Genomic DNA, 22,042 nt, shown 5'->3' with positions numbered 1-22,042 from the left:
AACTCCAATCATTAGCAATCCTGAACTATCCTGCACCACACCATATAAAAATGCCGCCATACAAATAGCGGCATTTCAACATACTTATTAATTAATCTTAGTACCCGGGATTTTGATATTGTGCCATTTGCTCGGGTGTCATGGCCCTTCCATCTATCTGTTGTGCAATCATCTGCAGATAAGGAATAGGTCGACGTTTATGATACATAGCAAAAGAAGGGCTAATATCAGCATTATAAAGTTTTGTTCTGTCAAACAGGGTTTCGGTACGAACAAGATCCTCCCAGCGAAAGAACTCACCACAAAGTTCACGTGTCCGTTCATTCAACATAAAATGAATAAACCGGCTTGTTGTTGACGTTACTGATGGCGGATACATCTCACTAGGCGCATTCGTTGTAAACAGCAAAGGCGTTGCAGCGTTCTGCATTTCTGTATTGTCCAAAGTATTGGAGCCACCCATGAATTTCCATATTTGGGGGCTTGCTTCGTTGGCTTTATATGCTGCTCTATTGCGTAAGATATTTACATAACTAAGCGCTGTTGTATAATCGCCTTTTCTACCATACGCTTCGGCTATAATCAGATAAGTTTCTGCCAGACGCGCGTAAGTACCATTTCTAATTCCTCTTGCTTCATTGTTTGTATTAGTTAAACGAATAGGATCAGAGAATTTAATCATCGATAAATACTTATTATTATTATAATCAGAAGTTATTGTTCCGCCTGAAGTTGTTTGTTTATATCTAGCAAATACAGAGTAGTAGCGCATTGCGGAAATTTGCGAACTTGACAACGGATTGTTTATGGGATTGACAATAAATAAGGTAGCAGTATCCCCCAACATTACCCTGGGTAGCCCGACCAATTCCGGAGAAGGCGCATTGGCAGATGTGAATACAGGGAGCCCGTTATTGGATGCGACGTTTCTGTAAAACACGGTTTGAAAGGTTTTGAAAAATCTGGAACTGAACTGATGCACCAACAACAGGCTTAGCTGTTTCATCAACAACAACACCAGTTACGGCTGTACTTTGTTGCGCCAGAGAAGTTAAGGGAATGATTAAAAAGAATGTTGCACATAGCAGCAATAAGCAACAAGACCACTTGTTTTCTTTCATCAGTTTATTTTTTATGTTTTTTAATGGTCTGATGGAACTTCGCAAATAATCATTTCTTCTTGAAAGAAGGAATGATCATGCTATGTTTCATATGACTGTTTGGTTTTAAAAAATCGTTAGAAGTACAATACTAATTTAGACAATTGAGAAAGCGCAACCGTCCTGAACCATCCTGCTTTAAATAAATAATTATATAAAAAAGAGTAATTAGTTTTTTAAATTTTAGCCTCTACATACGATATGATATGTGATGTAAAAAAGCAACTTCAGATTGTTCTATTTCATTTGCACAGCACTGTCATTAATTTCGAAAGGATGTTCTTTTAATAGCCTGTACATTTCAGCGCCAGCCAATAAAACAGGGCCATATCCGTGTGCGACAGCAAAAATTGCTTATAGGTCTGTAATAGTAAAACGCAGGATCGAATCCCATACCCGTGCCGACACACACACCTTCAACCTGTCCATTCGCTGCAACCTTTGTAGACACAGCATTCCAGGCTAATATCGCCATCGGCCCATAGGCCTTAGCATCCAGCCAGCCTTTATTGATGGCTCTTGCTATACAATAAGCATATATAGCAGTTGCAGAAGTTTCCAGATAAGAATCATTCCTGTTTAAAAGTTGATGCCAGAAACCCATTTTATCTTGTAACTGAGCCAGGCCCGAAGCATGCTTCCTGAGCATTTGTAAAATTTCATTTCTTGCAGGATGTTCTTGTGGCAAAGCATCAAGTAATTCAATCTTTGTCATAATAGCCCAGCCGTTAGCGCGTGCCCAGTGAAACTGAGGATGAGGTTCCATATCCTGTACCCAACCGTGCATGTATAAATTATTATCACTATTGAACATGCGCTTCGCAAATAGCTTATACTGTTTCACTGCTTCATCAAAATATTTGGAATTGCCGGTAAATTTACCCATTTGAGCAAGCGCCGGTAAGCTCATATACAAATCATCTAACCAAAGTGTATTTGACAAGGGCCGGTTGCGGGCTAATGTTCCATCGCTCAGCCTAAACTCTTTGGTCATTATATAATTAATGTAATTGTCAATTATCGGTTGAAGACGTTTTTTATCAAAACCCGCTGTTATTGTCTTTATCATAGCAGCAGCCATTGAACCAGCGTCGTCGAGTGCATGCGGTTCAATAACAGATCTCACAGGATTAGCAGCACCTTTATTCTTTTGTAGATACAATTGATAATGCTTCACAACATCCGCAATAAAATCAATTCGATCTTTTGTATAGGTCGTGTATTTCTTATCGCCGGTAGCAGCACCCGCTTCAAGCATTCCAGTATAAGTAACGCCCCATTCATAACTAATTAATCTAAAATCGCCTTTAGTGAATATGGTATTATTATCAGCCCGGGAAATATCGTTTACAGGTTTCTGATTTGTTTTATCTATGAGCGACATTGGTGTTACTGCATTCAGATAATTATAAACCTTATCTAAAACGTCCTTAACATTCTGAGGCGTCACTTCTCCATAAGGCACAACGTATGCAGGTTTCATAAGATGAAGCGGCATAGTAGCATCATTGCCTTGCCCGGTAACGTACTGCGCGGATGCTGTTGCGTTAACAGTAAAGCACAGCACCGACAATAAAAACTTGTTGATTTTTTTGCAAGCATGTAATAGGTTTTGATTTTGAATAAGCGATGTAAGCAGCAAGATATTATTGCATATAAAACACTTCTTTTAAGGGAATGGATACAGGTGATTTATCAGGATTAGTTTCCATGATGTCAGACATATAGGCCCACCATTTTTGCATGATAGATTTGGCCGGTAAGCTATCCATTGAATATCCCCGTCAAGCTTGAGTACACCAAACAGATCATTTGTCTCGGGATCAAGGAAGATTGAATAATCACCAATTCCTGTTTCTTTTAGTAGCTGAATCAATTCAGGCCAAATGTTGTCATGTCTTTTTTGTATTCTTCCTCAAATCCTTGAAGTAGTTTCATTTTAAAAGCAATCCGCTGCATATTATTTGGTTTAATAATGTTAGCAAACACAAAAGTATCAACAATGGAATGTGCAGCATCGCAAACAATCAGCACATACTTTAACCAAATTAAAAAGTTAAAATGATTAAAGCATCCTGAACTGTCCTGATATGTTAATCTATAAATGCAGCGCTTTTAAATGAATTATGGATTTAATGCATTTTTAAAGAAAGGAAAGTCGTTATTCTCAACATGTTGTTGTTTCATAACAGATATTATTTGGGAAATAATATCAGGATAATCTTTGGCAACATTATTTTTTTCGGCAGAATCATTTCTTAAGTTATATAATTCAACAGGTGCATTGGCGTCTTCCATAGCACCTAATCTTATCCCCTTCCAATCCCCAAGTCGCACAGCTTGTTTTACCGCCTTGCTCGTGAAATTCCCAATACAGATGATCATGTTTTTTTGTTTAGCAATTCCAAGCAATTCCGGCACTATTGAAATTCCATCAATATTACCCGGGACTTTCGCACCAGCAAGCTCAGCAAAAGTTGGTAACATATCCCAAAAAGCTCCAGCATAATCAGATCTTGTACCTGCTTTTATCTTACCTGGCCACCAGGCAATAAAAGGTGTTCTTATTCCACCTTCATACAAATCTCTCTTTATTCCTTTTAATCCTGCACTGCTATTAAAAAAAGCGGGGTCATTTCCTCCTTCTTCATGTGGACCATTATCACTCGCAAAAATGATAAGCGTATTGTTACTTATACCTTGTCTTTCTATTTCCTTTCGAATCTGCCCTACATACAAATCAAGCCGGCTAACCATCGCAGCATAAGCAGCATGGGGATACGCCTGAGGTTGATAACCTTTACCGCCCCACTCCTTAGGAACAGCAACTGGTTTTTCATCAAAAATTTTTATATAGTAATTAAGCAGGGAATCATTTTCAGGCAACTGTAATGCAGCATGTGGCAATGTATAGGAAAGAAAAAGAAAGAATGGCTTGTTGCTATTTGTTTGAATAAATTGTTGGGCTTTGTCTTGAATGAGTTGTGCAGCATAATCAACCTGATTTGAAGCCGTGTTAGGTAAGGTTATCTTTTTTTCATTGTGCCATAAATGATCGGGAAAATAATTATGCGCCAACGATTGACAATTGTAACCATAAAATTCATCAAAGCCTTGTTTGTTTGGATCACCTGTTGTGCCAACAAAACCAAGCCCCCATTTACCAAAATCTCCAGTTATGTACCCGGCACTTTTTAAAATCTTCGGGATTGTATTAGCGCCTTCTGGCAAAGGCCATTGGCCTTCTGGCTCGGTGGCTTTATTTCCTCGAATTGGTGTGTGGCCTGTGTGTTGGCCTGTCATCAAAGAAGACCTGGACGGAGCACATACAGATGTTCCGGCGTAAAACTGATCAAACTTCATCCCTTCATTTGCAAGCTGGTCAATATTAGGTGTTTTTATTTTTTGTTGTCCATAAACACCTACATCACCAACACCGAGATCATCTGCCAGGATAAAAATAATATTGGGACGTGTTTTATTATTTTGAGCTGCACATGAATAAATACTTCCGATAAATAATGTATAAAAAATTATTAGAACTTTTTTCCAATCATAATAATTCGGCTATTTGCTTTCAATAGTGGGTATTACTAAAATTGGAATCTGCGCTTCGTGTAAAATGCGCACTGATGTTTCGCCACTAAGTAATCTGGCTAATCCGCTACGATGATGAGAACCTACCACTATCATACCCGCACCTATTTCATGCGCGTAATTTATCACTTCGTCTTCTACCATTCCCAACAAAATTTTTGATTCTATTTTTTTGGTAATAACTCCGCTACAATTTTATCTAACTGCTCTTGCGCTATATTTTTATGCGCATCAATAAGATCCATCTCATTAGGAAGCACAGCAGTTTCAATACCCGATAAGGGATCAACCATATTGGCGGCTATATAACTTCCAACCGGAGCAATTACATGTATTAAATGCAAAGTGGAACCAAACTTATCAGCCATTTCAATTGCCTTATCCACTACCAAATTGGTTTGATCCTGTAGATCTAACGCTGCAATAATCTTTTCCATAGTTTTTTTGTTTATTAGCCTAAAGCTTATATTTAAATCTGATAAAAAGATAAGCTTAAATTAGTTAACATAAAGCTACTATTTTGAAACAAGAAAAAGAAGTTTGGTTACGGGGAAAAGATGTTAACGGTATCACAGCACATCTGCAACCAGTGGGCCATGCATTGCTTCAGGCAGAAGAAGAAATAATAATCCTCTTAGAAAATTTAAATGCCAAGTATTTATGGCAAACACCAGCCGGCTGCGCATCACCAGGATTTCATCTGTTGCATATTGCCGGAGTGCTTGATCGGCTACTTACTTATGCAGAAGAAAAAAAACTCACCGCAGATCAGCTTGATTATTTGCAACAAGAAACACATGTGCAGCCTGTAACAAAAGAAGAATTGCTTAGTAAATGCAAGATCCAAATCAATAACACTTTGGAACGGCTTAAGCAATTTTCAACCATCAACCTTACCGATAAAAGAAATGTCGGGCGATCTGCATTACCATCAACAGTAATAGGGCTTTGTACACATGCTGCAGAACACACTATGAGACATGTAGGCCAGCTTTTAGTAACGGTAAGAATATTAAACCACAAAAACTAATTATATCTTTTTCTCAGTCAGATATCTCCAATAACGCTTTGGAACATGGCGGACGTGCAATTTCGTATTTTTTCTGGCAGCTATGTTTGTACTTTTAAAATAATCCTGCCATAAAGTGCTATATAGTGGCTCATCTGCATCCAGAGGAATATAACTTTCTACGGTGCCCGCGTTCTCTGCAATACTCAATTCTACTTCATTAACAAGATCGCCATTATAATAAATTCCATAATTTCTTTTTTATCATAAATCAACCATTGCTGGTCGGCATAGCGATCTTTAAAAAATTTAGCAATCAACGGAAGTACATTAAAGTCTGGTTCTACTATAGAAAAATATAAACCATCACTACTTTTTTGAAAACGTACAAATGCTTTCATACGGTGCTTTTCCCGGTCTACTTTTTTCGCCAACTGATTTACAAAAAGCACATTAGGATCACCATAATTTTTCAGTATTTCATTACCACTTTTAAAAACATCAATTATAATCCTGAAGAGTTTATCATAAGCTTCGTTGACCTCCGAAAGAAATGCGACATAAATCTTTCTGGCATCGTCTGCAGATAATCGTTGCCGCAACCCTTTCCATACGCGGCTGGCAGACTTTTCATCAGTATGTATATGATGAATAATACCAAATATTGAATTTTGATGCGAAGACTTTTCATACAGGCGGGCATGAAATTCTTTCCTTTCAAAACAATCAAAAACCGCGGTGAGCATGCCTTTAAGGCTTCCATCAAAAATATAATCCATGGAAAATTATTAAAACATTTTCAATTGACTGGCATGTAAATCCTTGTACTTACTATGACCTAATTTCAGTATGGATGATCTAATATCAATCATTTGGAGATCACCCAAAGAAGTACGTGTATCTGCACAAGTTATAAAATACTGAGCTCTGTTAAAAGCAACACCTATGTTTTTAAGTTGATGGATATAAAGTTTACCAAACCTTCTGGCAGCAATTATTTTTTGCGCACTTTGCCTGCCAATACCTGGCACACGTAAGATCATGTAATAATCGGCTTTATTAATATCTATCGGAAATAAATGCGGGTTACGTAAGGCCCAACTTAATTTAGGATCAATTTCTGTTTCAAGGTTGGGATGTTCTGTATTTACTAACTCATCAACATTAAATCCATAGAAACGCATCAGCCAATCACTTTGATACAAACGATTCTCCCGCAATAACGGCGGTGCAGACCCAAATGCCGGCAATATAGACTTGGCATTAGGAATAGGTATAAACCCACTATAATAAACGCGCTTTAATGAAAACTTCTTATAAAAAAATCAGCAGTTTGCATAATCTGCTGATCAGTTTCGGGTGTAGCCCCCACTACCATTTGTGTACTCTGACCTGCAGGTACAAATGTTGGCGTTGCTTTGATCAGTTTTTTGTCTGCCTGGTACTGCCCTATTTGATTATTTACAAATAAAAGAGGCTTCTTTACATCTTCATGACTTTTATCAGGCGCAACCATTTTTAAACCAGCTTCAGTTGGCATTTCCAGGTTAATGCTCATTCTGTCTACATATAATCCCGCTTCCTGTATAAGTTCTTCGCTTGCTTTTGGAATTGTTTTAAGATGAATGTATCCATTGTATCGCTCATCCAGCCTAAGTTTTTTCACAATGCGTAGCAGACGTTCCATTGTGTAATCGGCATTCTTAAAAATACCGGAACTTAAAAAAAGGCCTTCAATATAATTCCGCCTATAAAAATTCATAGTCAGCTGTACTACTTCATCTACTGTGAAGGCAGCTCGCTTTACATCATTACTTTTTCTCGAAACACAAAAAGCACAATCATATATGCAATGGTTCGTGAGTAAGATTTTTAGTAGCGATACACAACGCCCATCTTCAGTATAGGTATGACAAATACCATTAGACGCATTACCAATACCATTAGTATTTTTTCGTTTACTGCCACTACTGCTGCAGCTAACATCATATTTAGCTGCATCAGCTAATATGGTTAGCTTTTCACGTAACCGGTCATTCATATTTAGAGATATTATTTACAGGTTGAACCATTTACCACAAAAATGCAGATACCCATAACTATCTCTTTAATCAAGCCTTTTCTTATACATCCAATTTTCCTTCAACACCATCACTATTATCGGTTTTATTCCCTGTAATAGCAGACCATGCGAATGTAGCTAACGATACTATTTTACCGGTTTTTGTATCCCAATAATAAGTATCACCTGGAGCAACCCTGATAATTGTTACATTCGGATCATCCTTACCTTCTTCAAACCAGGCTTTGGCCAAAGGCGACCATCTTTCTTCGATCGTTTCTTTATCTGTATAAATAAATGCTTCACCGAAAACTGAGAGATACTCATGATCACTATTATTCATAAAAAATAACTGCACCTTTTTGTCGTCGCCAATTTCAAAATTTTTGTTGCTATCAGCACTGCTAATAAACCAAAGATTTCCATCTTCATCACACTCCTGCAGCGTCATGGGCCTGGCGGTAATAGGTAGTTCATCCATCTGTGTGCAAAACATACATATTCGGGCTTTTTCAGATAATTCTTTTAACTTTTTTGCGGCTTCCTGGTGGTTTAGATTTTCTGTAGACATAAATTTAATTTTAATCGTTTTTACCACAAATGCATAAAGCGCGCCAAAAAATTTATGTTTAAAAAAATTATCACCCATCATACAAATTCAAAAATACTAAATATTACTAATATTTTTAGCATTATTTCCGGCTTGATTCTGGGTCAAATAAAAGATAAACGTCTTTACTTTTAAATCCACAACAAACCAGTATCATTCACGTACATTGATGTTTTTAGTCGCTTTCTTCCTCTACAGCAAAGACACCCGGAAACAGACTTCAATTTTTTCCTTAATTTTAAGCAGATAGTATAGCACCAGAAAAACACAAGCAACATGACAAAACTTCAAATACATGCTGGAGGCTTAACAGATTATATAAAAAATTTAAAAACAAAATATTTACTTCTTATAAAAGAAATAAATAGTGATGCAAAACTCACAGCATCAGAAAAATTGGATGCCCGACAAAAAGCACTGGAAGAATTTGAGGTTAACAAAAAAAACATCTATAGAAATTTATATTAGCAGTGCATGAATCGTTTCCTATAAACAGCACATCCAACTTCGGCTCAAATATTGCTTTGTATTCATTACGTTAAACACAAATAAATGAAGAAAAAATATGTATTTATTGGAGCTGGCATTATTGTAGCCACCGGCATTTTTATTTATGCAAATACAGGTAGAAACATTCCAAAAGGCATTACAGCCATTAGCAATTTTCAGCAAGAGCGATATTTGGGAAAATGGTATGAAATAGCACGTTTCGATTTTAGGTTTGAAAAAAACATGAGTCATGTAACGGCCGAATATTTATTAAATGATGATGGATCTATTAAAGTAATTAATTCAGGTTACGATTTTAAAAAATATAAGCGAAAACAATCAATAGGCAAGGCCAAATTCGTAGGTGACGAAGACGTTGCTATGCTGAAGGTTTCATTCTTCGGACCATTCTATGCAGGTTATAATGTAATTGCCATTGATGAAAATTATCAGTATGCATTAGTATGCGGAAAGAACCGGAAATACTTGTGGTTATTATCACGGGATAAAACGATGCCCGAACCAATAAAAGATAAATATCTTGCAGTAGCGAAAAGAGCGGGTTTTGATATTTCAGATCTTGTTTGGACCAAACAAAATTAAACAAAGACTGTGTATGCAAATCGTACAACCCGAAAACTATGATCACCTAAGTCCCTCCGATGCAGTTATACTACAGAAACAGCTGAGACAACAAATAAATCTTACGCCTTTAAAAAAGCCTATCAAGTTAATTGGTGGTGCAGATATATCTTTTAATAAATTTGAAGATACAGTATATGCAGGTATTGTAATTTTAAAATATCCGGAGATGATACCTATAGAAACAGTTTCTATTGTTGCCGAAACAAAATTTCCTTACATATCCGGCCTTCTGGCTTTTAGGGAACTCCCGCATTATTAAAAGCATGGGAAAAGATTATTACAAAACCCGATTTACTGGTATTAGATGGCCAGGGAATTGCACATGGGCGCCGCATGGGCATTGCCACACATTTTGGATTACTTACGGATGTCCCATCCATCGGTTGCGCTAAATCTAGATTAACCGGAACTTACACAGAGCCTGATAATAAATTATTCGCAGAAAGTGTGCTTATGGATAAGCAGGAACAGATTGGTGTTGTTTTAAAAACAAAATTAAATTGCAAACCTGTTTTTATTTCGCCAGGTCACAAAATAACTATTTCACAAAGTGTAGATATCATAAAAAATGTGCAGGCAAGTATCGCATTCCTGAGCCTACAAGACTTGCACATAATCTGGTTAATGAAACAAGAATAGCAGCGAAATCTACTAATGATTTGAAACTACTGTAAATAAAAAACCCGGCAACATACCGGGTCTCTTTGTTTTTTAGTAGGTTAGCGTTTTATGATTTTATGACTTCTCAGCTTTATCAGCCAATAATCCATCGTATCTTTTGTCATATCGTAAGCTTCTTACTTCTATATATACAAAACCAAAGCCGTGCCAAACTCCGATGAAATATGTTAACGATTTTTATAAAATGGGAAGCATAAATATTTCCGCATCTCGTAAATAGTTTTTCGCATCTCGAAAACTGCTGCATTATACGTCACTTAATTTCGCGGCTCAAATAACTATTCTAACAATGAGCTATCTAAAACAATTTATTTTTATTCTTTTAACTTTTACTTGCATTTGTGTATATGGACAAAACGGAAAGTTATCTGGAAATGTTTCTTCTTCCGATAACAAATCAGTTGCTGGAGCAACTATAAAAATTAATAAAACGCTTATTGCAACGGTAACAAATGATGAAGGTTTTTATGCAATTAGTAATATCAAGACAGGAATATATAAAGTTGTGGTATCAGCAATTGGTGTAAAGAGCCAGGAACAAGAGATACAAATAGAAGACGGAGATAATAAACTTGATTTCATACTTGACAAAACAGCCATAGAACTAGATGAAGTGCGAGTAAGCAGCAGCATTAAAAAATTTGCGGAAAAAGAAAGTGACTATGTGGCCCGCATGCCACTAACAAATCTGGAAAATCCGCAGGTGTATTCTGTTATTCCTAAAGAATTGTTTGCAGAACAGATTGCTACCGACTACCGGATAGCATTGATGAATGCACCTGGTGTAAACAATGTAACGCAAAGTCTGGGTTCTGGAGGTGTTGGGTTAAGTGTTCGTATGCGTGGCTTCTCGGGCAATGCGGGAACTATCAGAAATGGTATGAATACAAATTGGGTAACAATGAGTGATCCGGTAAATCTGGAAAGAATTGAAGTTATTAAAGGCCCGTCAGCTACATTATTTGGATCTACTCTGGTTTCTTATGGTGGTCTTATCAACCGCGTAACAAAAAAACCATTCAATTACTTTAAAGGCGAAGCAAGCTATACAATGGGCAACTGGTCTTTAAGCCGGGCCACGGTTGACATCAACACGCCTCTTACTGCTGATAAAAATTTATTATTCAGAGTTAACGCTGCCTTAGACAATCAGAAAACATGGCAGGATTACGGAAGAAGTAATTCTTTTGTAGTAGCGCCTTCGCTTACTTTTTATGCTACGCCTCGATTAAAACTTGATTTTGAACTTGAGCATTTCAATTATAATCTTAATTCAACTTACGTACAATTAACACCTAATTACAAGCAGGCCGGTTGGGATTTTAAAAGATCTTACACAAGCAATGACTTAAGAAGTGAGCAAAAATCTACTAATGTATTTGCTAAAGCGACTTATACTATTTCACAAAATTGGCTATCGGAAACTTACCTTTCGACTTCTTATACAGACAATAAGGCGAACTATTTATTCTTACTGTTTAATAATACTGCCGATAGTTTAACAAGGCAGCCGATGAAGATTAACAGCATTTTTAATACGAGCCAGTTTCAGCAAAACTTTATAGGCAACTTCAATATTGGTTCGTTTAAAAATAAGCTTTTAGTAGGCGCTGAATATACTTATTTGGCTACCAATGATACGAGATGGAGGTTTGTTTATGACAAGGTTAAAATAAACGGAGAGATTAATACCCCTGCAGTACCTATTATTAATATGGATAAGTATAATCAAACAATCGCAGGCCTTTCTCCCTTTTTGGCTGCAAATAGAAGCTATAAAACTATAGCTGCCTATGCTTCGGATGTAATTAACTTCACGGACAATTTCTTAGCGATGTTGAGTTTTAGATATAGCAACTATGAAGATGAAGTTAGTAATTATAAACAGAGTGCCATATCTCCAAAACTTGGTTTAGTTTATCAGGTGCTGCCTAAGAAAGTTTCATTATTTGCTAACTATATGAATGGCTATACCAACAAAGCCCCAGCGGTAACGAAAACCAGCCAACCTGACCTTGAACAATTTGAACCCGAATATGCCAATCAATTTGAAGGCGGTGTGAAATTTGAACTTCTGCATGGTAAGCTAAACGGTACAGTAAGCTACTACGACATAACTGTTGACAATGTAGTACGTCGCGACCCTACCGATGCAAACTTTTCCATCCAGGATGGAACAAGGCAAAGCAAAGGCGTTGAATTTGATTTGATCGCAAACCCTGTAAATGGCCTTAACCTAATCTTGGGTTATGGTTACAATGACAGCCGTTATACTAAAGCTGATGCATCAGTAGAAGGTAAAAGACCTTATGCGACACCATTAAATGTAGGCAATGCATGGTTAAGTTACAGAATTACCAGTGGATCTCTCAAAGGAATTGGATTGGGTATTGGTGGAAACTACCAGGACAAATCATTCTTCGATGATGCCAACCTAACTATCATTGATGAGTTTACAACTATTGATGGATCTATATTTTATGAGCATTCTAAAGTAAGAGTTGGTTTAAAACTTAACAATGCAACAAATAAAAAATACTGGACATCTGATTTCTGGGCAACACCAATGCCGCTGCGCCAGCTTGTTGCAAACTTTACTTATAAGTTTTAAATCTTAAGCTTTTTACGATGTGGGGTAGTAATTACCCAACATTTTTTTTATAAAAAGATGAAATCAATATTACTATTTTTTTCGCTTGTTGTAAATATATTGTGTGTAGCGCAAGACTCTGTTGTATCAGGTGTAACGCACCCTATTTATTCAACAATATTAAAAGAGGAAAGAACTTATACTATAAGTCTCCCTCAAAGCTATTATAACAAAAAATATACTCCTGTAAACTATCCTGTTTTTTATGTGCTGGATGGGGAAATGTCTTTTGATTATATGAACAGCATTGTAAAGTTCTTAAGCAAAGGTGTGTATGCCCATATTCCAGAAATGATTATTGTGGCGGTTCATAATACTAATCGAACAAGAGATCTGACACCCACGAAGTCTTCCGCCAAATCTCCCGATGATTCGACCAAAATACTATTCGAAAAAAGCGGCGGCAACGAAAATTTTACCAATTTTATTTCTAAGGAACTGATATCGCATATTGACAGCAACTACCGAACAAATACTTTTAAAATCATAGCAGGACATTCTTTCGGTGGCCTGGCTGTAACTAATGTTTTATTGCATCATCCGGAAATGTTCAATGCATACATTATACATGATCCCAGTTATTGGTGGGACAATGAATACACATTAAAAAGAATTGAAACGAATTTTACCTAATACTAATTTTGAAAAAGACGTGTTTTTATTTCCCAGGCGACCAACGAAGATAAAGGTGCTTTCGATGCACACTTTGAAGACATCAAAATTTTCAGGCATATTGTTGATTCAATCAACAATGCATCACTTGCTTTTAAATATGCGTATTATGAAAACGAAGATCACGGCACAATAGCGCTGCCAGCCACTTTTGATGGACTCAAATACATTTTCGAAGGCTTTTGGATCGACTTTAAAAAGGTAAAAGATCATAAGAACTTATTACCGGATCACTATAAAGATTTTTCAGAAAAAGTGAATTGTCGATTTAATCCGGGAGAACCAATGCTGGACTTTATTGTAAACTATTTTAATCAACAAAATAAAAAGGAAGAAGCGCAAGAAATATTAAAACAGTATCAATCTCTATATCCCAAAACAGCTCCTGCGAAATTATAATCATTTTTTGGAAATACTTCTCTTAAAACTATACATGGCTACTGTAATCGGCAAAAAGAAAAAAGACAATCTATTGAATCGCATCATTGCATGGATACACCTTTGGCCCAGCATTGTATCAGGACTAATATTAGTATTTGTTTGCCTGACGGGAACTGTCATTGTATATGGTGATGAAATAATGGACTTCACAGCGGGAGATGCAAAATATGTAAAACCACAAACCACTGAAAAAATTACAGTACAACAGATTACCAAAAATCTCAAAAAGTCTTATCCTGGATATACGGTTTCTGAATATGTATTTTTTAAAGACCCGGCAAGAAGTATTAGGTTACGTGCCTTTAGTGCCAAGCCGCTGATGCTTTCGATGATATACATGGATCCTTATACAGGCAAAATTCTGAAAAAGGACAACAGTATTTATTTCTTTTTTACAACTGCTCATTTGCATGCCGAATTGCTAGCTGGGCCAATTGGGCATTGGATCGTAGCCATTTCCACTATTATTTTTGTAATCAGTTGTATAACGGGCCTGGTTTTGTGGTGGCCTAAAAAATGGAACAAAGCTACGCGCCAGGCCAGCTTTACCATTAAATGGAAAGCAAGGTTTAAAAGGTTTAACTACGATCTGCATAATGTTTACGGATTTTATTCGCTGATCATTTGTCTTGTTTTAGGATTAACAGGATTGATGATCGCATTTCCCGGCTTTATGGATTTTACTATAAAAACCTCAGGTGCCCAAATAGCCGAAATGAAAGAAGCGCTACCAGTGATAGATACTACTAAAGAATCAAAAGACGCTGTAGCCTTTGCCTATAAAGTTTTGAGCAACGAGCCCCAAAAGGAATCCGTAAGTATATGGAATTTTGATCAGCAAAAGCTCGGAGCATTTATATTTACATCTGGCAATGTAGGATTAAAGAGTATTGAAAAAGCTGATATTACAATTTATGATCGTTATACCGGAGAAAAACTAAACATTGACCCTAAATATATCAAACACGAAAAAACAGAGAATATTATCTGGCAATTACACATGGGACAATGGTGGGGATGGATTGGCAAAACTTCTACATTTCTTGCGGGAGTTGTAGCCACTTCCTTACCAATTACTGGTTTTCTGATTTGGTGGGGTAGAAGAAATAAAAAAGAAAAAAGTAGCCTCACAAGCAACAATAGTTTCTACCTAATTTTTTTCAGATGGCTGTGCGCTTATTGTGTTAGCGGCGATCCAGCCAGTAGTCCAGGCATTCTGAAAATTGTAGCCTCCGGTGATACCATCTACATCAATCACTTCGCCGGCAAAAAAAGATTAGGTACTATTTTACTCATCATCGTATTCGAATTAATCTCGCTTAAAGTAATTCCACCAGCTGTAACAAACTCTTCTTTAAAAGTTGTTTTTCCTTTTACTGAAAACTGATACGCCGTTAACTTCTTAATGAGTTCATTTTGAGGCTTCGCCTGTAAGTCAGCACGGCGGCAGGTTTCAGGCACGCTGCATTCTTTTAAAAAGAATTCCCAAAGCCGCTGTGGCAAACCAAAAGGGTTTTTATGATGCAGCAATTGAGCACCGCTTTCATTACGAAGTTGTAAAAAAATTCTTTCAAGCTATGCTCATTGTATTCCGGGAGCCAGTTGATCAATATATCAAACTGCCAGTTTTTATCAGCTAATTCTATTGCAGCATAGGCACTTAGCTTTAATGTTGCCGGGCCGCTTAATCCCCAATGCGTAATAAGAACAGGTCCTCGTTGTTGCAGTTTGATTCCTGCAATTTTCACCATTGCATCTGCTACGCTTACACCCATCAATTGTGTGATTGGGTGTTTTGGAAGATTGAATGTAAACAGTGATGGAACCGGAGCGGAAATGGTATGGCCTGTATTCTTTAACCATTCGAACATAGTTGCTTTAGGAAAACCGCCGGTAGCAATACATATATAATCTGCTGTTAGTTTTTGATTGGTGGATGTTTGCAATACAAACATATCAGCTTCGCTACAAATTTCTTTTACCTCACATTGCATGTTGATCTGAACATTATATTGATCCACTTCACGCAACAGGCAATCAATAATGGTTTGAGAAGAATTGGTTACCGGAAACATCCTTCCATCAGCTTCTGCTTTTGTTTCCACACCTCGCTCTTTAAACCATTCAATCGTGTCTTTCGTAAAAAATTGATGAAAAGTTTTCTTTACAAAATGAGTTCCGCGCGGATAACGTTTACTCATTTCTACTATATCAAAACAAGCATGCGTAAGGTTACAACGCCCACCGCCACTCACTTTCACCTTGCTTAATAATTTATTTGACCTTTCAAGTATTATAACTTTAAGCTCAGTATTTAATCTTGCAGCGTTGACCGCACAGAAAAAACCTGCGGCACCGCCTCCTATTACTATGAGCGTCTTTTTTTAATGATCTGAAATTTAGATAAGAGTTACAAGTGATCGTTTATCATCTATTCACAAACAAAAAGATTAGCATTATTTTTTTCAGCTTCTTCAATTGGCGTATAATCAGAAAGAATATCGGCCTTGTCTTTTCTTACACATACATCGTGCTCAAAATGAACGGAAGGTTTACCATCTTTTGTTCTAACTGTCCATCCATCTTTTTCGGTGAATACATTTTTAGAGCCCATATTTATCATTGGCTCAATAGCTATTACAATTCTTTCTTTAAGCTTAGGGCCACTGCCACGCTTTCCATAATTAGGTACTTGCGGATCTTCGTGAAGGCTTTGTCCCAACCCATGTCCTACAAGTTCACGCACTACGCCATAGCCATTTTTAATTTCAGTATGTTCCTGAATGGCAAACGCAATATCACCAATACGATTTCCCGTCACTGCTTTCTCTATGCCTTTATAAAGCGATTGCTTTGTAATCCGAACTAATTGCTGCACATCATCTTCGGCCTCACCAAGTACAAAAGTATAAGCATGATCTCCATGCCACTTGTTTAAAATAACTCCAACATCAATAGAAATTATATCACCGCTTTTAAGTTCGTTATTATTAGGAAACCCATGTACTACAACATCATTTACCGAAATGCATGAATTGAAAGGATAACCGTGATAATTTAAAAAAGATGGAATTCCATTGTTGTCTTTAATATAATTGCCAATAAATTCATCAAGGAACAATGTGGTCATTCCTGGTTTTAATATTTTAGCAACTTCACTTAATGTACTACTTACCAGTAAAGCGCTTTTACGCATTAACTCAATCTGCTCATCTGTCTTAATAATAGTCATAGCCTGCAAATTTCATAAAAAAACCCGGCATTTTTTACCGGGTTTACTTTCTAAAAATAAAATATATTTTAAATCTGAACAGCTGAAGCAGATTGTCTTCCCTGAATCCGTCCGCTATTCATTAATCCATCGTACTGACGCATCATCAACTGGGTTTCGATTTGTTGCAATGTATCTAAAATTACACCAACCATGATCAACAAAGAAGTACCTCCGAAGAACATAGCAAAACCTTGTGTCATACCAAATAATAATTGAATGATACCGGGCAAAATACCAACAAAAGCAAGTAACACAGCTCCGGGGAACGTGATCCTGTCCATTATAGTACCAATATAATCAGTAGTTGGCTGGCCTGGTTTTACGCCTGGAATAAAGCCATTATTCTGTTTCAGGTTGTCAGATATTTGCTTTGGATTAAATATCAAAGCGGTATATAAAAACGTAAATCCGATTACCACAACTGAATAAATAAGCATATACCAACCATTCGTATGATCAGTAAACATTTTACCTAAAGCACCGCCATTGCTACCTAAAGTAAACAAAGTTGGAACAAACAAAATTGCCTGAGCAAAGATGATAGGCATTACACCTGCACTGTTCACCTTTAATGGTAAAAACTGGCGTGCTCCGCCAAACTGCCTGTTGCCTACTATCTGCTTAGCATAATTCACAGGAACCTTTCTTACAGCCTGGATCAATAATATACATCCCATGTTAATGGCAATATATAAGGCGATCTCTATAATAAATATGAGGATGTTACCTGAACGTTCAGAACGATATGCCAGCTCCTGGGCAAATGATTGTGGCAAACGTGCAAGGATACCAATCATGATCAATAACGAAACACCATTACCCAACCCTTTGTCGGTAATTTTTTCACCCAACCACATTACAAACATAGTTCCTGCCGTTAAAACGATCACTGTTGTTAAAGTGAAGTAGGCCGCACCGTAAGCTGGATCAATTGCCGGACCGGAGGTCTGTTGCAAGTATGCAACATAAGCAAATGCCTGAACAAAGGTTACAATTATTGTGATATAGCGTGTTATCTGATTGATTTTTTTGCGACCGCTTTCACCTTCTTTTTGCATTTTTTGGAAGGAAGGAACTAACACCGTCATTAGCTGCACAAAAATAGAAGCAGTAATATAAGGCATAATACCTAACGCGAAAATGGAAGCCATGTTAAATGCACCACCAGCAAAAGTATTGATCAGATCAAGAATACCATTTTGCGTTTGCGATTTGCTTAACTGTTCTAAGGCAATAGGATTAATACCGGGAAGAGTGATATGAGCACCGATCCTGTAAACGGCGACAAGCATTAAAGTAAAAAGGATTTTACTCCTCAACTCTTCAATGCTCCAGATATTCTTTAATGTTTTTATGAATTTTTTCACCTGTTTTCTCTTGAATATTTTTTACTAATTTTTTATCAAGAGGAACTTCGAAGAAGTTTCTTCTTAATTAAACAATCGTCAAAAGTAAATGACGCACTCTGGTGCGTCACGTAACTTATTCAGAATTATTTTAAAATTTCAACAGTTCCGCCAACTCCTTCAATGAGAGATTTAGCTTTCTCGCTTATAGCATGAACTTTAAAGTTGAATTTTCCTTTCAATTCACCATTTCCTAAAATCTTCACTTTATCAGTTTTAGCTACAGCACCGATTTCATAAAGACTGTCGAATGTAAATTCAGTCAATCCGTACGCTTCAGCATAATGATCAAATTGACCTACGTTAAATACTTTATAGGTTATTCTACCAGGGTTTTTAAATCCTCTCTTAGGCACACGGCGCTGAATAGGCATCTGACCACCTTCGTGAGCCATCTTGCTTTTGTAACCAGCGCGACTTTGTCCACCTTTGTTACCTTTAGTTGATGTGCCACCGTAACCACTACCTTCACCACGCCCAATTCTTTTCTCTTTGTGTGTAGAACCTTTTGCAGGTTTCAGTTCATGTAATTTCATTGTATTGCTTTTTTATTTACTTACGCCTCAAAGCGGAGGCTCGCTTTATAAAAAATAAATGTAGAATTAAGTTTGCAAATGTATAACACTTACACTCAAATTCTACATCCGTAGTCAAAAAATTAAATTTCTTCTACTTTCAACATGTGCTCCACCTTGCGGATCATACCAAGCACCTGAGGTGTAGCTTCATGCTCTTTGCTGCTGTTGGTTTTATTTAAGCCTAAGGCCTGCAAAGTAAGTTTTTGTCTTTGCGGACGATCAATCGGGCTTTTCACCAATGTTATTTTTACTTTTTTCATACCCCTGATCCGCCTGCGGCGGAATATTTTTAGAGTTAACTAATATTAAGTGTATTGGGCAAACCGTTTTCCGCCAGGCGGATTAGAGGTTTATCCGTGAAATACTTTCTTTAAACCTAAGTTGCGTGTTTTAGCGATAGTTACCGGCTCGCGCAACATAGCTAAAGCTTTAAAAGTAGCTTTTACCACGTTATGAGGATTAGCAGAACCTAAAGACTTTGCTAATACATCGTGTACACCAGCAGCTTCTAAAACAGCACGCATAGAACCTCCGGCAATTACACCCGTACCCGGTGTGGCTGGTAAAATCATTACCTTAGCTGCACCTTCTTTACACCACTGATCGTGAGGAATAGTGCCTTTTAAAATAGGAACTTTAATTAAGTTCTTTTTTGCATCTTCAATACCTTTTGTAATAGCTTCCTGAACTTCTTTAGCCTTGCCTAAGCCATGGCCCACAACTCCATTACCATCGCCCACTACTACTAAAGCTGAAAAACTAAAAGCACGGCCACCTTTTGTAGTTTTTACCACACGGTTAATGGCTACCACCTTGTCTTTTAACTCAAGATCGTTTGCTTTTACTTTGTTGTACGTAACTGTTGACATTATTTCTATTTAGAATTATAATATTTATTAAAATTGAAGTCCGCCTTCTCTTGCACCTTCTGCAACAGCCTTTACACGACCGTGGTAAAGATACCCACCACGATCAAAAACAACTTCTGTTACTTTAAGTTCACCAGCTTTGCGTGCAATTGCAGCTCCAACTAACTTGCTTTTTTCGCTTTTGTTTCCGCTTTGAGCCTTAATATCTTTATCTTTTGAAGAAGAAGCAGCAATAGTTACACCAGTGCTGTCATCAATCAACTGCGCATAAATATCGGTGTTGCTACGAAATATAGCTAACCTTGGTTTTTGCGAAGTACCACTTATCTTTCTACGAATAGTGTGGCGTATCTTAGTTCTTCTTAATGATTTTGCGTTTGACATCTTTTTTACCCCCATCCCCTAAAGGGGAGTGTTTTTTACGTTTCTGATTCTGCCAGAAACTATTTTTATTTAAAGATTTTTATATTCGAACCCATATATTCTCCGCCAGTTAGCGAATAGGGGCTTTATTTACCTGCAGATTTACCAGCTTTCTTCCTTACGATTTCACCTACAAAACGTACACCTTTTCCTTTGTAAGGCTCTGGCTTGCGAAGGCTGCGTATTTTAGCGCAAACAGCTCCAACCAATTGTTTATCGCTTCCTGAAATGGTAATAATAGGGTTTTGACCTTTTAATTGTTCAGTAGCTACTGTAAGTTCTTTTGGAACTTCAACAATGATGTTATGAGAATAACCTAAAGAAAGATCAAGAACATTACCTTGGTTAGTAGCTTTATAACCTACACCCACTAATTCCATCTTTTTCTCAAATCCATCAGTTACACCTTGTACCAAATTAGCTACTAACGCACGATATAAACCGTGTTGTGCACGATGTTGTATCTGATCAGTTGAACGGCTTAATGTAACCTGCCCGTCTTTAACTTCTACCTTAATATCAGAACTAACAGCTTGAGTTAACTCGCCTTTTTTTCCTTTTACAGTAACAACATTGTCGTTACCTACTTGTACTGTTACGCCATCGGGAACAGTTATTATTTTTTTACCTATACGTGACATTTGATTGTCTTTTTAAGATTTTCAATTACTATTTACTACTGTCAACCGGTCAGCCTACATAGGTCCGGCTTAATGTATTGACAGCTTCGATGCGCTATTAATAAATGTAGCAAAGAACTTCTCCGCCAACATTCTGTGCTTTAGCTTCTTTGTCGGTTAATACACCTTTAGAAGTAGACAGAATTGCAACACCTAAACCATTCTTCACTCTACGGATCTCAGCTGGCTTTGCGTACTGGCGTAAACCGGGACGGCTTACTCTTTCCAGGCTTTGAATAGCAGGCTGTTTTGTGTCAGCGTTGTATTTCAAAGCTATTTTAATAACGCCTTGCTTATTGTCCTCCTCAAATTTGTATTTAAGTATGTAACCTTGTTTGTACAAGATTTCAGTCATACGCTTTTTCAGGTTGGATGCAGGAATGTCAACCACACGGTGACCCGCCATTTGTGCGTTACGTATTCTTGTTAAGAAATCTGCTATTGGATCTGTTACCATTTTTATAATAATTAAATCAGTTCTAAATTTATTGTTACGGGCTACCTGTTACTGGCTAACCAGCAATCGGCAACAGGCAACTTTTCTACCAGCTGGCTTTTTTAACCCCAGGTATTTTTCCGTTCAAAGCCATGTCTCTTAAAGCAACCCTGGAAATACCAAAGTAACGTACATAACCTTTAGGGCGACCTGTAAGCTGGCAACGGTTTTTAAGACGAACTTTAGATGAGTTTTTTGGAAGCTTATCTAAAGCGGCATAATCACCGGCTTTTTTCAACTCTTCTCTTTTGGCCGCATATTGCTCAACTAATTTTTCTCTCTTTTTAGCTGACGGGCTTT

At 37.2% G+C, this 22,042-nt stretch carries 27 protein-coding genes and 3 pseudogenes; 7 read left to right on the top strand and 23 right to left on the bottom strand.

Annotated elements, in window-relative coordinates; genetic code table 11:
* Window positions 1-97 precede the first annotated feature (97 nt).
* The 8 genes from MKP09_RS04570 to MKP09_RS25410 all read right to left on the bottom strand — a co-directional run bounded on the left by MKP09_RS04570 (window position 98) and on the right by MKP09_RS25410 (window position 5,194).
* On the bottom strand, window positions 98-940 hold the full coding sequence (locus tag MKP09_RS04570) for a RagB/SusD family nutrient uptake outer membrane protein (RefSeq protein WP_240826624.1): 843 nt from the start codon (window positions 938-940) through the stop codon (window positions 98-100).
* Window positions 912-1,121, bottom strand: coding sequence for a hypothetical protein (locus tag MKP09_RS04565; RefSeq protein WP_240826623.1), 210 nt, complete (start codon window positions 1,119-1,121; stop codon window positions 912-914). The genes MKP09_RS04570 and MKP09_RS04565 overlap by 29 nt, the downstream gene beginning before the upstream one ends.
* A 340-nt stretch (window positions 1,122-1,461) precedes the next feature.
* Window positions 1,462-2,727, bottom strand: a complete 1,266-nt coding sequence (locus tag MKP09_RS04560; RefSeq protein ID WP_240829250.1) for a glycoside hydrolase family 88/105 protein — start codon at window positions 2,725-2,727, stop codon at window positions 1,462-1,464.
* A gap of 79 nt (window positions 2,728-2,806) precedes the next feature.
* The gene (locus MKP09_RS25420; protein ID WP_262915247.1) at window positions 2,807-2,872 is read right to left on the bottom strand and encodes a hypothetical protein; all 66 of its coding nucleotides are present in this window, start codon (window positions 2,870-2,872) and stop codon (window positions 2,807-2,809) included.
* A gap of 160 nt (window positions 2,873-3,032) precedes the next feature.
* The gene (locus MKP09_RS04550) at window positions 3,033-3,194 is read right to left on the bottom strand and encodes an L-rhamnose mutarotase (RefSeq protein ID WP_240826622.1); all 162 of its coding nucleotides are present in this window, start codon (window positions 3,192-3,194) and stop codon (window positions 3,033-3,035) included.
* 90 nt (window positions 3,195-3,284) lie between these two features.
* The gene (locus MKP09_RS04545; RefSeq protein WP_317235246.1) at window positions 3,285-4,622 is read right to left on the bottom strand and encodes an arylsulfatase; all 1,338 of its coding nucleotides are present in this window, start codon (window positions 4,620-4,622) and stop codon (window positions 3,285-3,287) included.
* 105 nt (window positions 4,623-4,727) lie between these two features.
* Window positions 4,728-4,901: a universal stress protein gene (locus MKP09_RS25415; protein ID WP_262915115.1), complete on the bottom strand. Its 174-nt coding sequence runs from the start codon at window positions 4,899-4,901 to the stop codon at window positions 4,728-4,730.
* 20 nt (window positions 4,902-4,921) lie between these two features.
* On the bottom strand, window positions 4,922-5,194 hold the full coding sequence (locus MKP09_RS25410) for a universal stress protein (protein WP_262915114.1): 273 nt from the start codon (window positions 5,192-5,194) through the stop codon (window positions 4,922-4,924).
* Window positions 5,195-5,277: 83 nt separating this feature from the next.
* On the opposite strand from MKP09_RS25410, the gene MKP09_RS04535 reads away from it, so the two are divergent.
* Window positions 5,278-5,787, top strand: coding sequence for a DinB family protein (locus MKP09_RS04535; RefSeq protein ID WP_240826621.1), 510 nt, complete (start codon window positions 5,278-5,280; stop codon window positions 5,785-5,787).
* Here the strand turns inward: MKP09_RS04535 and MKP09_RS04530 are convergent.
* The 4 genes and pseudogenes from MKP09_RS04530 to MKP09_RS04515 form a co-directional block, all read right to left on the bottom strand.
* A pseudogene (locus MKP09_RS04530) lies at window positions 5,788-6,512 on the bottom strand (TIGR03915 family putative DNA repair protein).
* A gap of 42 nt (window positions 6,513-6,554) precedes the next feature.
* Complete coding sequence (locus tag MKP09_RS04525) at window positions 6,555-6,986, bottom strand: helix-hairpin-helix domain-containing protein (protein ID WP_240826620.1); 432 nt, start codon at window positions 6,984-6,986, stop codon at window positions 6,555-6,557.
* Window positions 6,987-7,066: 80 nt separating this feature from the next.
* Window positions 7,067-7,807 (bottom strand): putative DNA modification/repair radical SAM protein, encoded by a 741-nt coding sequence (locus MKP09_RS04520; RefSeq protein WP_240826619.1) that lies wholly within the window; start codon window positions 7,805-7,807, stop codon window positions 7,067-7,069.
* Window positions 7,808-7,889: 82 nt separating this feature from the next.
* Window positions 7,890-8,399, bottom strand: a complete 510-nt coding sequence (locus MKP09_RS04515; RefSeq protein WP_240826618.1) for a pyridoxamine 5'-phosphate oxidase family protein — start codon at window positions 8,397-8,399, stop codon at window positions 7,890-7,892.
* A gap of 315 nt (window positions 8,400-8,714) precedes the next feature.
* Here MKP09_RS04515 and MKP09_RS04510 point away from each other — a divergent pair, with 315 nt between their 5' ends.
* The 6 genes and pseudogenes from MKP09_RS04510 to MKP09_RS04480 all read left to right on the top strand — a co-directional run bounded on the left by MKP09_RS04510 (window position 8,715) and on the right by MKP09_RS04480 (window position 15,403).
* Entirely contained in the window at window positions 8,715-8,906 is a 192-nt protein-coding gene (locus MKP09_RS04510; protein ID WP_240826617.1) for a hypothetical protein, read from the top strand.
* An 84-nt stretch (window positions 8,907-8,990) separates the two neighbouring features.
* Window positions 8,991-9,530 (top strand): lipocalin family protein, encoded by a 540-nt coding sequence (locus MKP09_RS04505; protein ID WP_240826616.1) that lies wholly within the window; start codon window positions 8,991-8,993, stop codon window positions 9,528-9,530.
* Between the two features lie 13 nt (window positions 9,531-9,543).
* A pseudogene (locus tag MKP09_RS27860) lies at window positions 9,544-10,211 on the top strand (endonuclease V).
* 331 nt (window positions 10,212-10,542) lie between these two features.
* Window positions 10,543-12,864, top strand: coding sequence for a TonB-dependent receptor (locus MKP09_RS04490; protein WP_240826614.1), 2,322 nt, complete (start codon window positions 10,543-10,545; stop codon window positions 12,862-12,864).
* A 57-nt stretch (window positions 12,865-12,921) separates the two neighbouring features.
* Window positions 12,922-13,536, top strand: a complete 615-nt coding sequence (locus MKP09_RS04485; protein WP_240826613.1) for an alpha/beta hydrolase — start codon at window positions 12,922-12,924, stop codon at window positions 13,534-13,536.
* Between the two features lie 472 nt (window positions 13,537-14,008).
* The gene (locus tag MKP09_RS04480; RefSeq protein ID WP_394801003.1) at window positions 14,009-15,403 is read left to right on the top strand and encodes a PepSY-associated TM helix domain-containing protein; all 1,395 of its coding nucleotides are present in this window, start codon (window positions 14,009-14,011) and stop codon (window positions 15,401-15,403) included.
* Between the two features lie 14 nt (window positions 15,404-15,417).
* On the opposite strand, the pseudogene MKP09_RS28830 reads toward MKP09_RS04480, so the two are convergent.
* From MKP09_RS28830 to rpsN, 11 genes and pseudogenes are all read right to left on the bottom strand, one after another.
* Window positions 15,418-15,519, bottom strand: a pseudogene (locus MKP09_RS28830) (hypothetical protein); the annotation flags it as partial.
* Window positions 15,489-16,382 (bottom strand): aminoacetone oxidase family FAD-binding enzyme, encoded by an 894-nt coding sequence (locus MKP09_RS04475; protein WP_317235244.1) that lies wholly within the window; start codon window positions 16,380-16,382, stop codon window positions 15,489-15,491. The gene MKP09_RS04475 and the pseudogene MKP09_RS28830, both read right to left, overlap by 31 nt.
* A 65-nt stretch (window positions 16,383-16,447) precedes the next feature.
* Window positions 16,448-17,248, bottom strand: coding sequence for a type I methionyl aminopeptidase (gene map / locus MKP09_RS04470; protein ID WP_240826612.1), 801 nt, complete (start codon window positions 17,246-17,248; stop codon window positions 16,448-16,450).
* A gap of 68 nt (window positions 17,249-17,316) precedes the next feature.
* Window positions 17,317-18,657 (bottom strand): preprotein translocase subunit SecY, encoded by a 1,341-nt coding sequence (secY, locus tag MKP09_RS04465; protein ID WP_240826611.1) that lies wholly within the window; start codon window positions 18,655-18,657, stop codon window positions 17,317-17,319.
* A gap of 125 nt (window positions 18,658-18,782) precedes the next feature.
* A complete protein-coding gene (gene rplO / locus MKP09_RS04460; protein ID WP_240826610.1) occupies window positions 18,783-19,232 on the bottom strand; it encodes a 50S ribosomal protein L15 in 450 nt (149 codons plus the stop codon).
* 122 nt (window positions 19,233-19,354) lie between these two features.
* The gene (rpmD, locus tag MKP09_RS04455; RefSeq protein WP_240826609.1) at window positions 19,355-19,534 is read right to left on the bottom strand and encodes a 50S ribosomal protein L30; all 180 of its coding nucleotides are present in this window, start codon (window positions 19,532-19,534) and stop codon (window positions 19,355-19,357) included.
* Between the two features lie 90 nt (window positions 19,535-19,624).
* Entirely contained in the window at window positions 19,625-20,143 is a 519-nt protein-coding gene (rpsE, locus tag MKP09_RS04450; RefSeq protein ID WP_240826608.1) for a 30S ribosomal protein S5, read from the bottom strand.
* Between the two features lie 27 nt (window positions 20,144-20,170).
* Entirely contained in the window at window positions 20,171-20,527 is a 357-nt protein-coding gene (gene rplR, locus MKP09_RS04445; protein ID WP_240826607.1) for a 50S ribosomal protein L18, read from the bottom strand.
* Between the two features lie 125 nt (window positions 20,528-20,652).
* On the bottom strand, window positions 20,653-21,207 hold the full coding sequence (gene rplF / locus MKP09_RS04440; RefSeq protein ID WP_240826606.1) for a 50S ribosomal protein L6: 555 nt from the start codon (window positions 21,205-21,207) through the stop codon (window positions 20,653-20,655).
* Window positions 21,208-21,304: 97 nt separating this feature from the next.
* Window positions 21,305-21,703 (bottom strand): 30S ribosomal protein S8, encoded by a 399-nt coding sequence (rpsH, locus tag MKP09_RS04435; protein WP_240826605.1) that lies wholly within the window; start codon window positions 21,701-21,703, stop codon window positions 21,305-21,307.
* 85 nt (window positions 21,704-21,788) lie between these two features.
* Window positions 21,789-21,980 carry a 30S ribosomal protein S14 gene (gene rpsN, locus MKP09_RS04430; protein WP_449586485.1) on the bottom strand — a complete coding sequence of 64 codons (192 nt, stop codon included), beginning with the start codon at window positions 21,978-21,980 and terminating at the stop codon, window positions 21,789-21,791.
* Window positions 21,981-22,042: the final 62 nt, after the last annotated feature.

It is taken from the genome of Paraniabella ginsengisoli (genome assembly GCF_022513635.1).
In the GTDB taxonomy this organism is placed as follows: domain Bacteria; phylum Bacteroidota; class Bacteroidia; order Chitinophagales; family Chitinophagaceae; genus Niabella; species Niabella ginsengisoli.
Note: the sequence above shows the minus strand (reverse complement) of the source record. Positions and strands in the feature narration are given on the sequence as shown.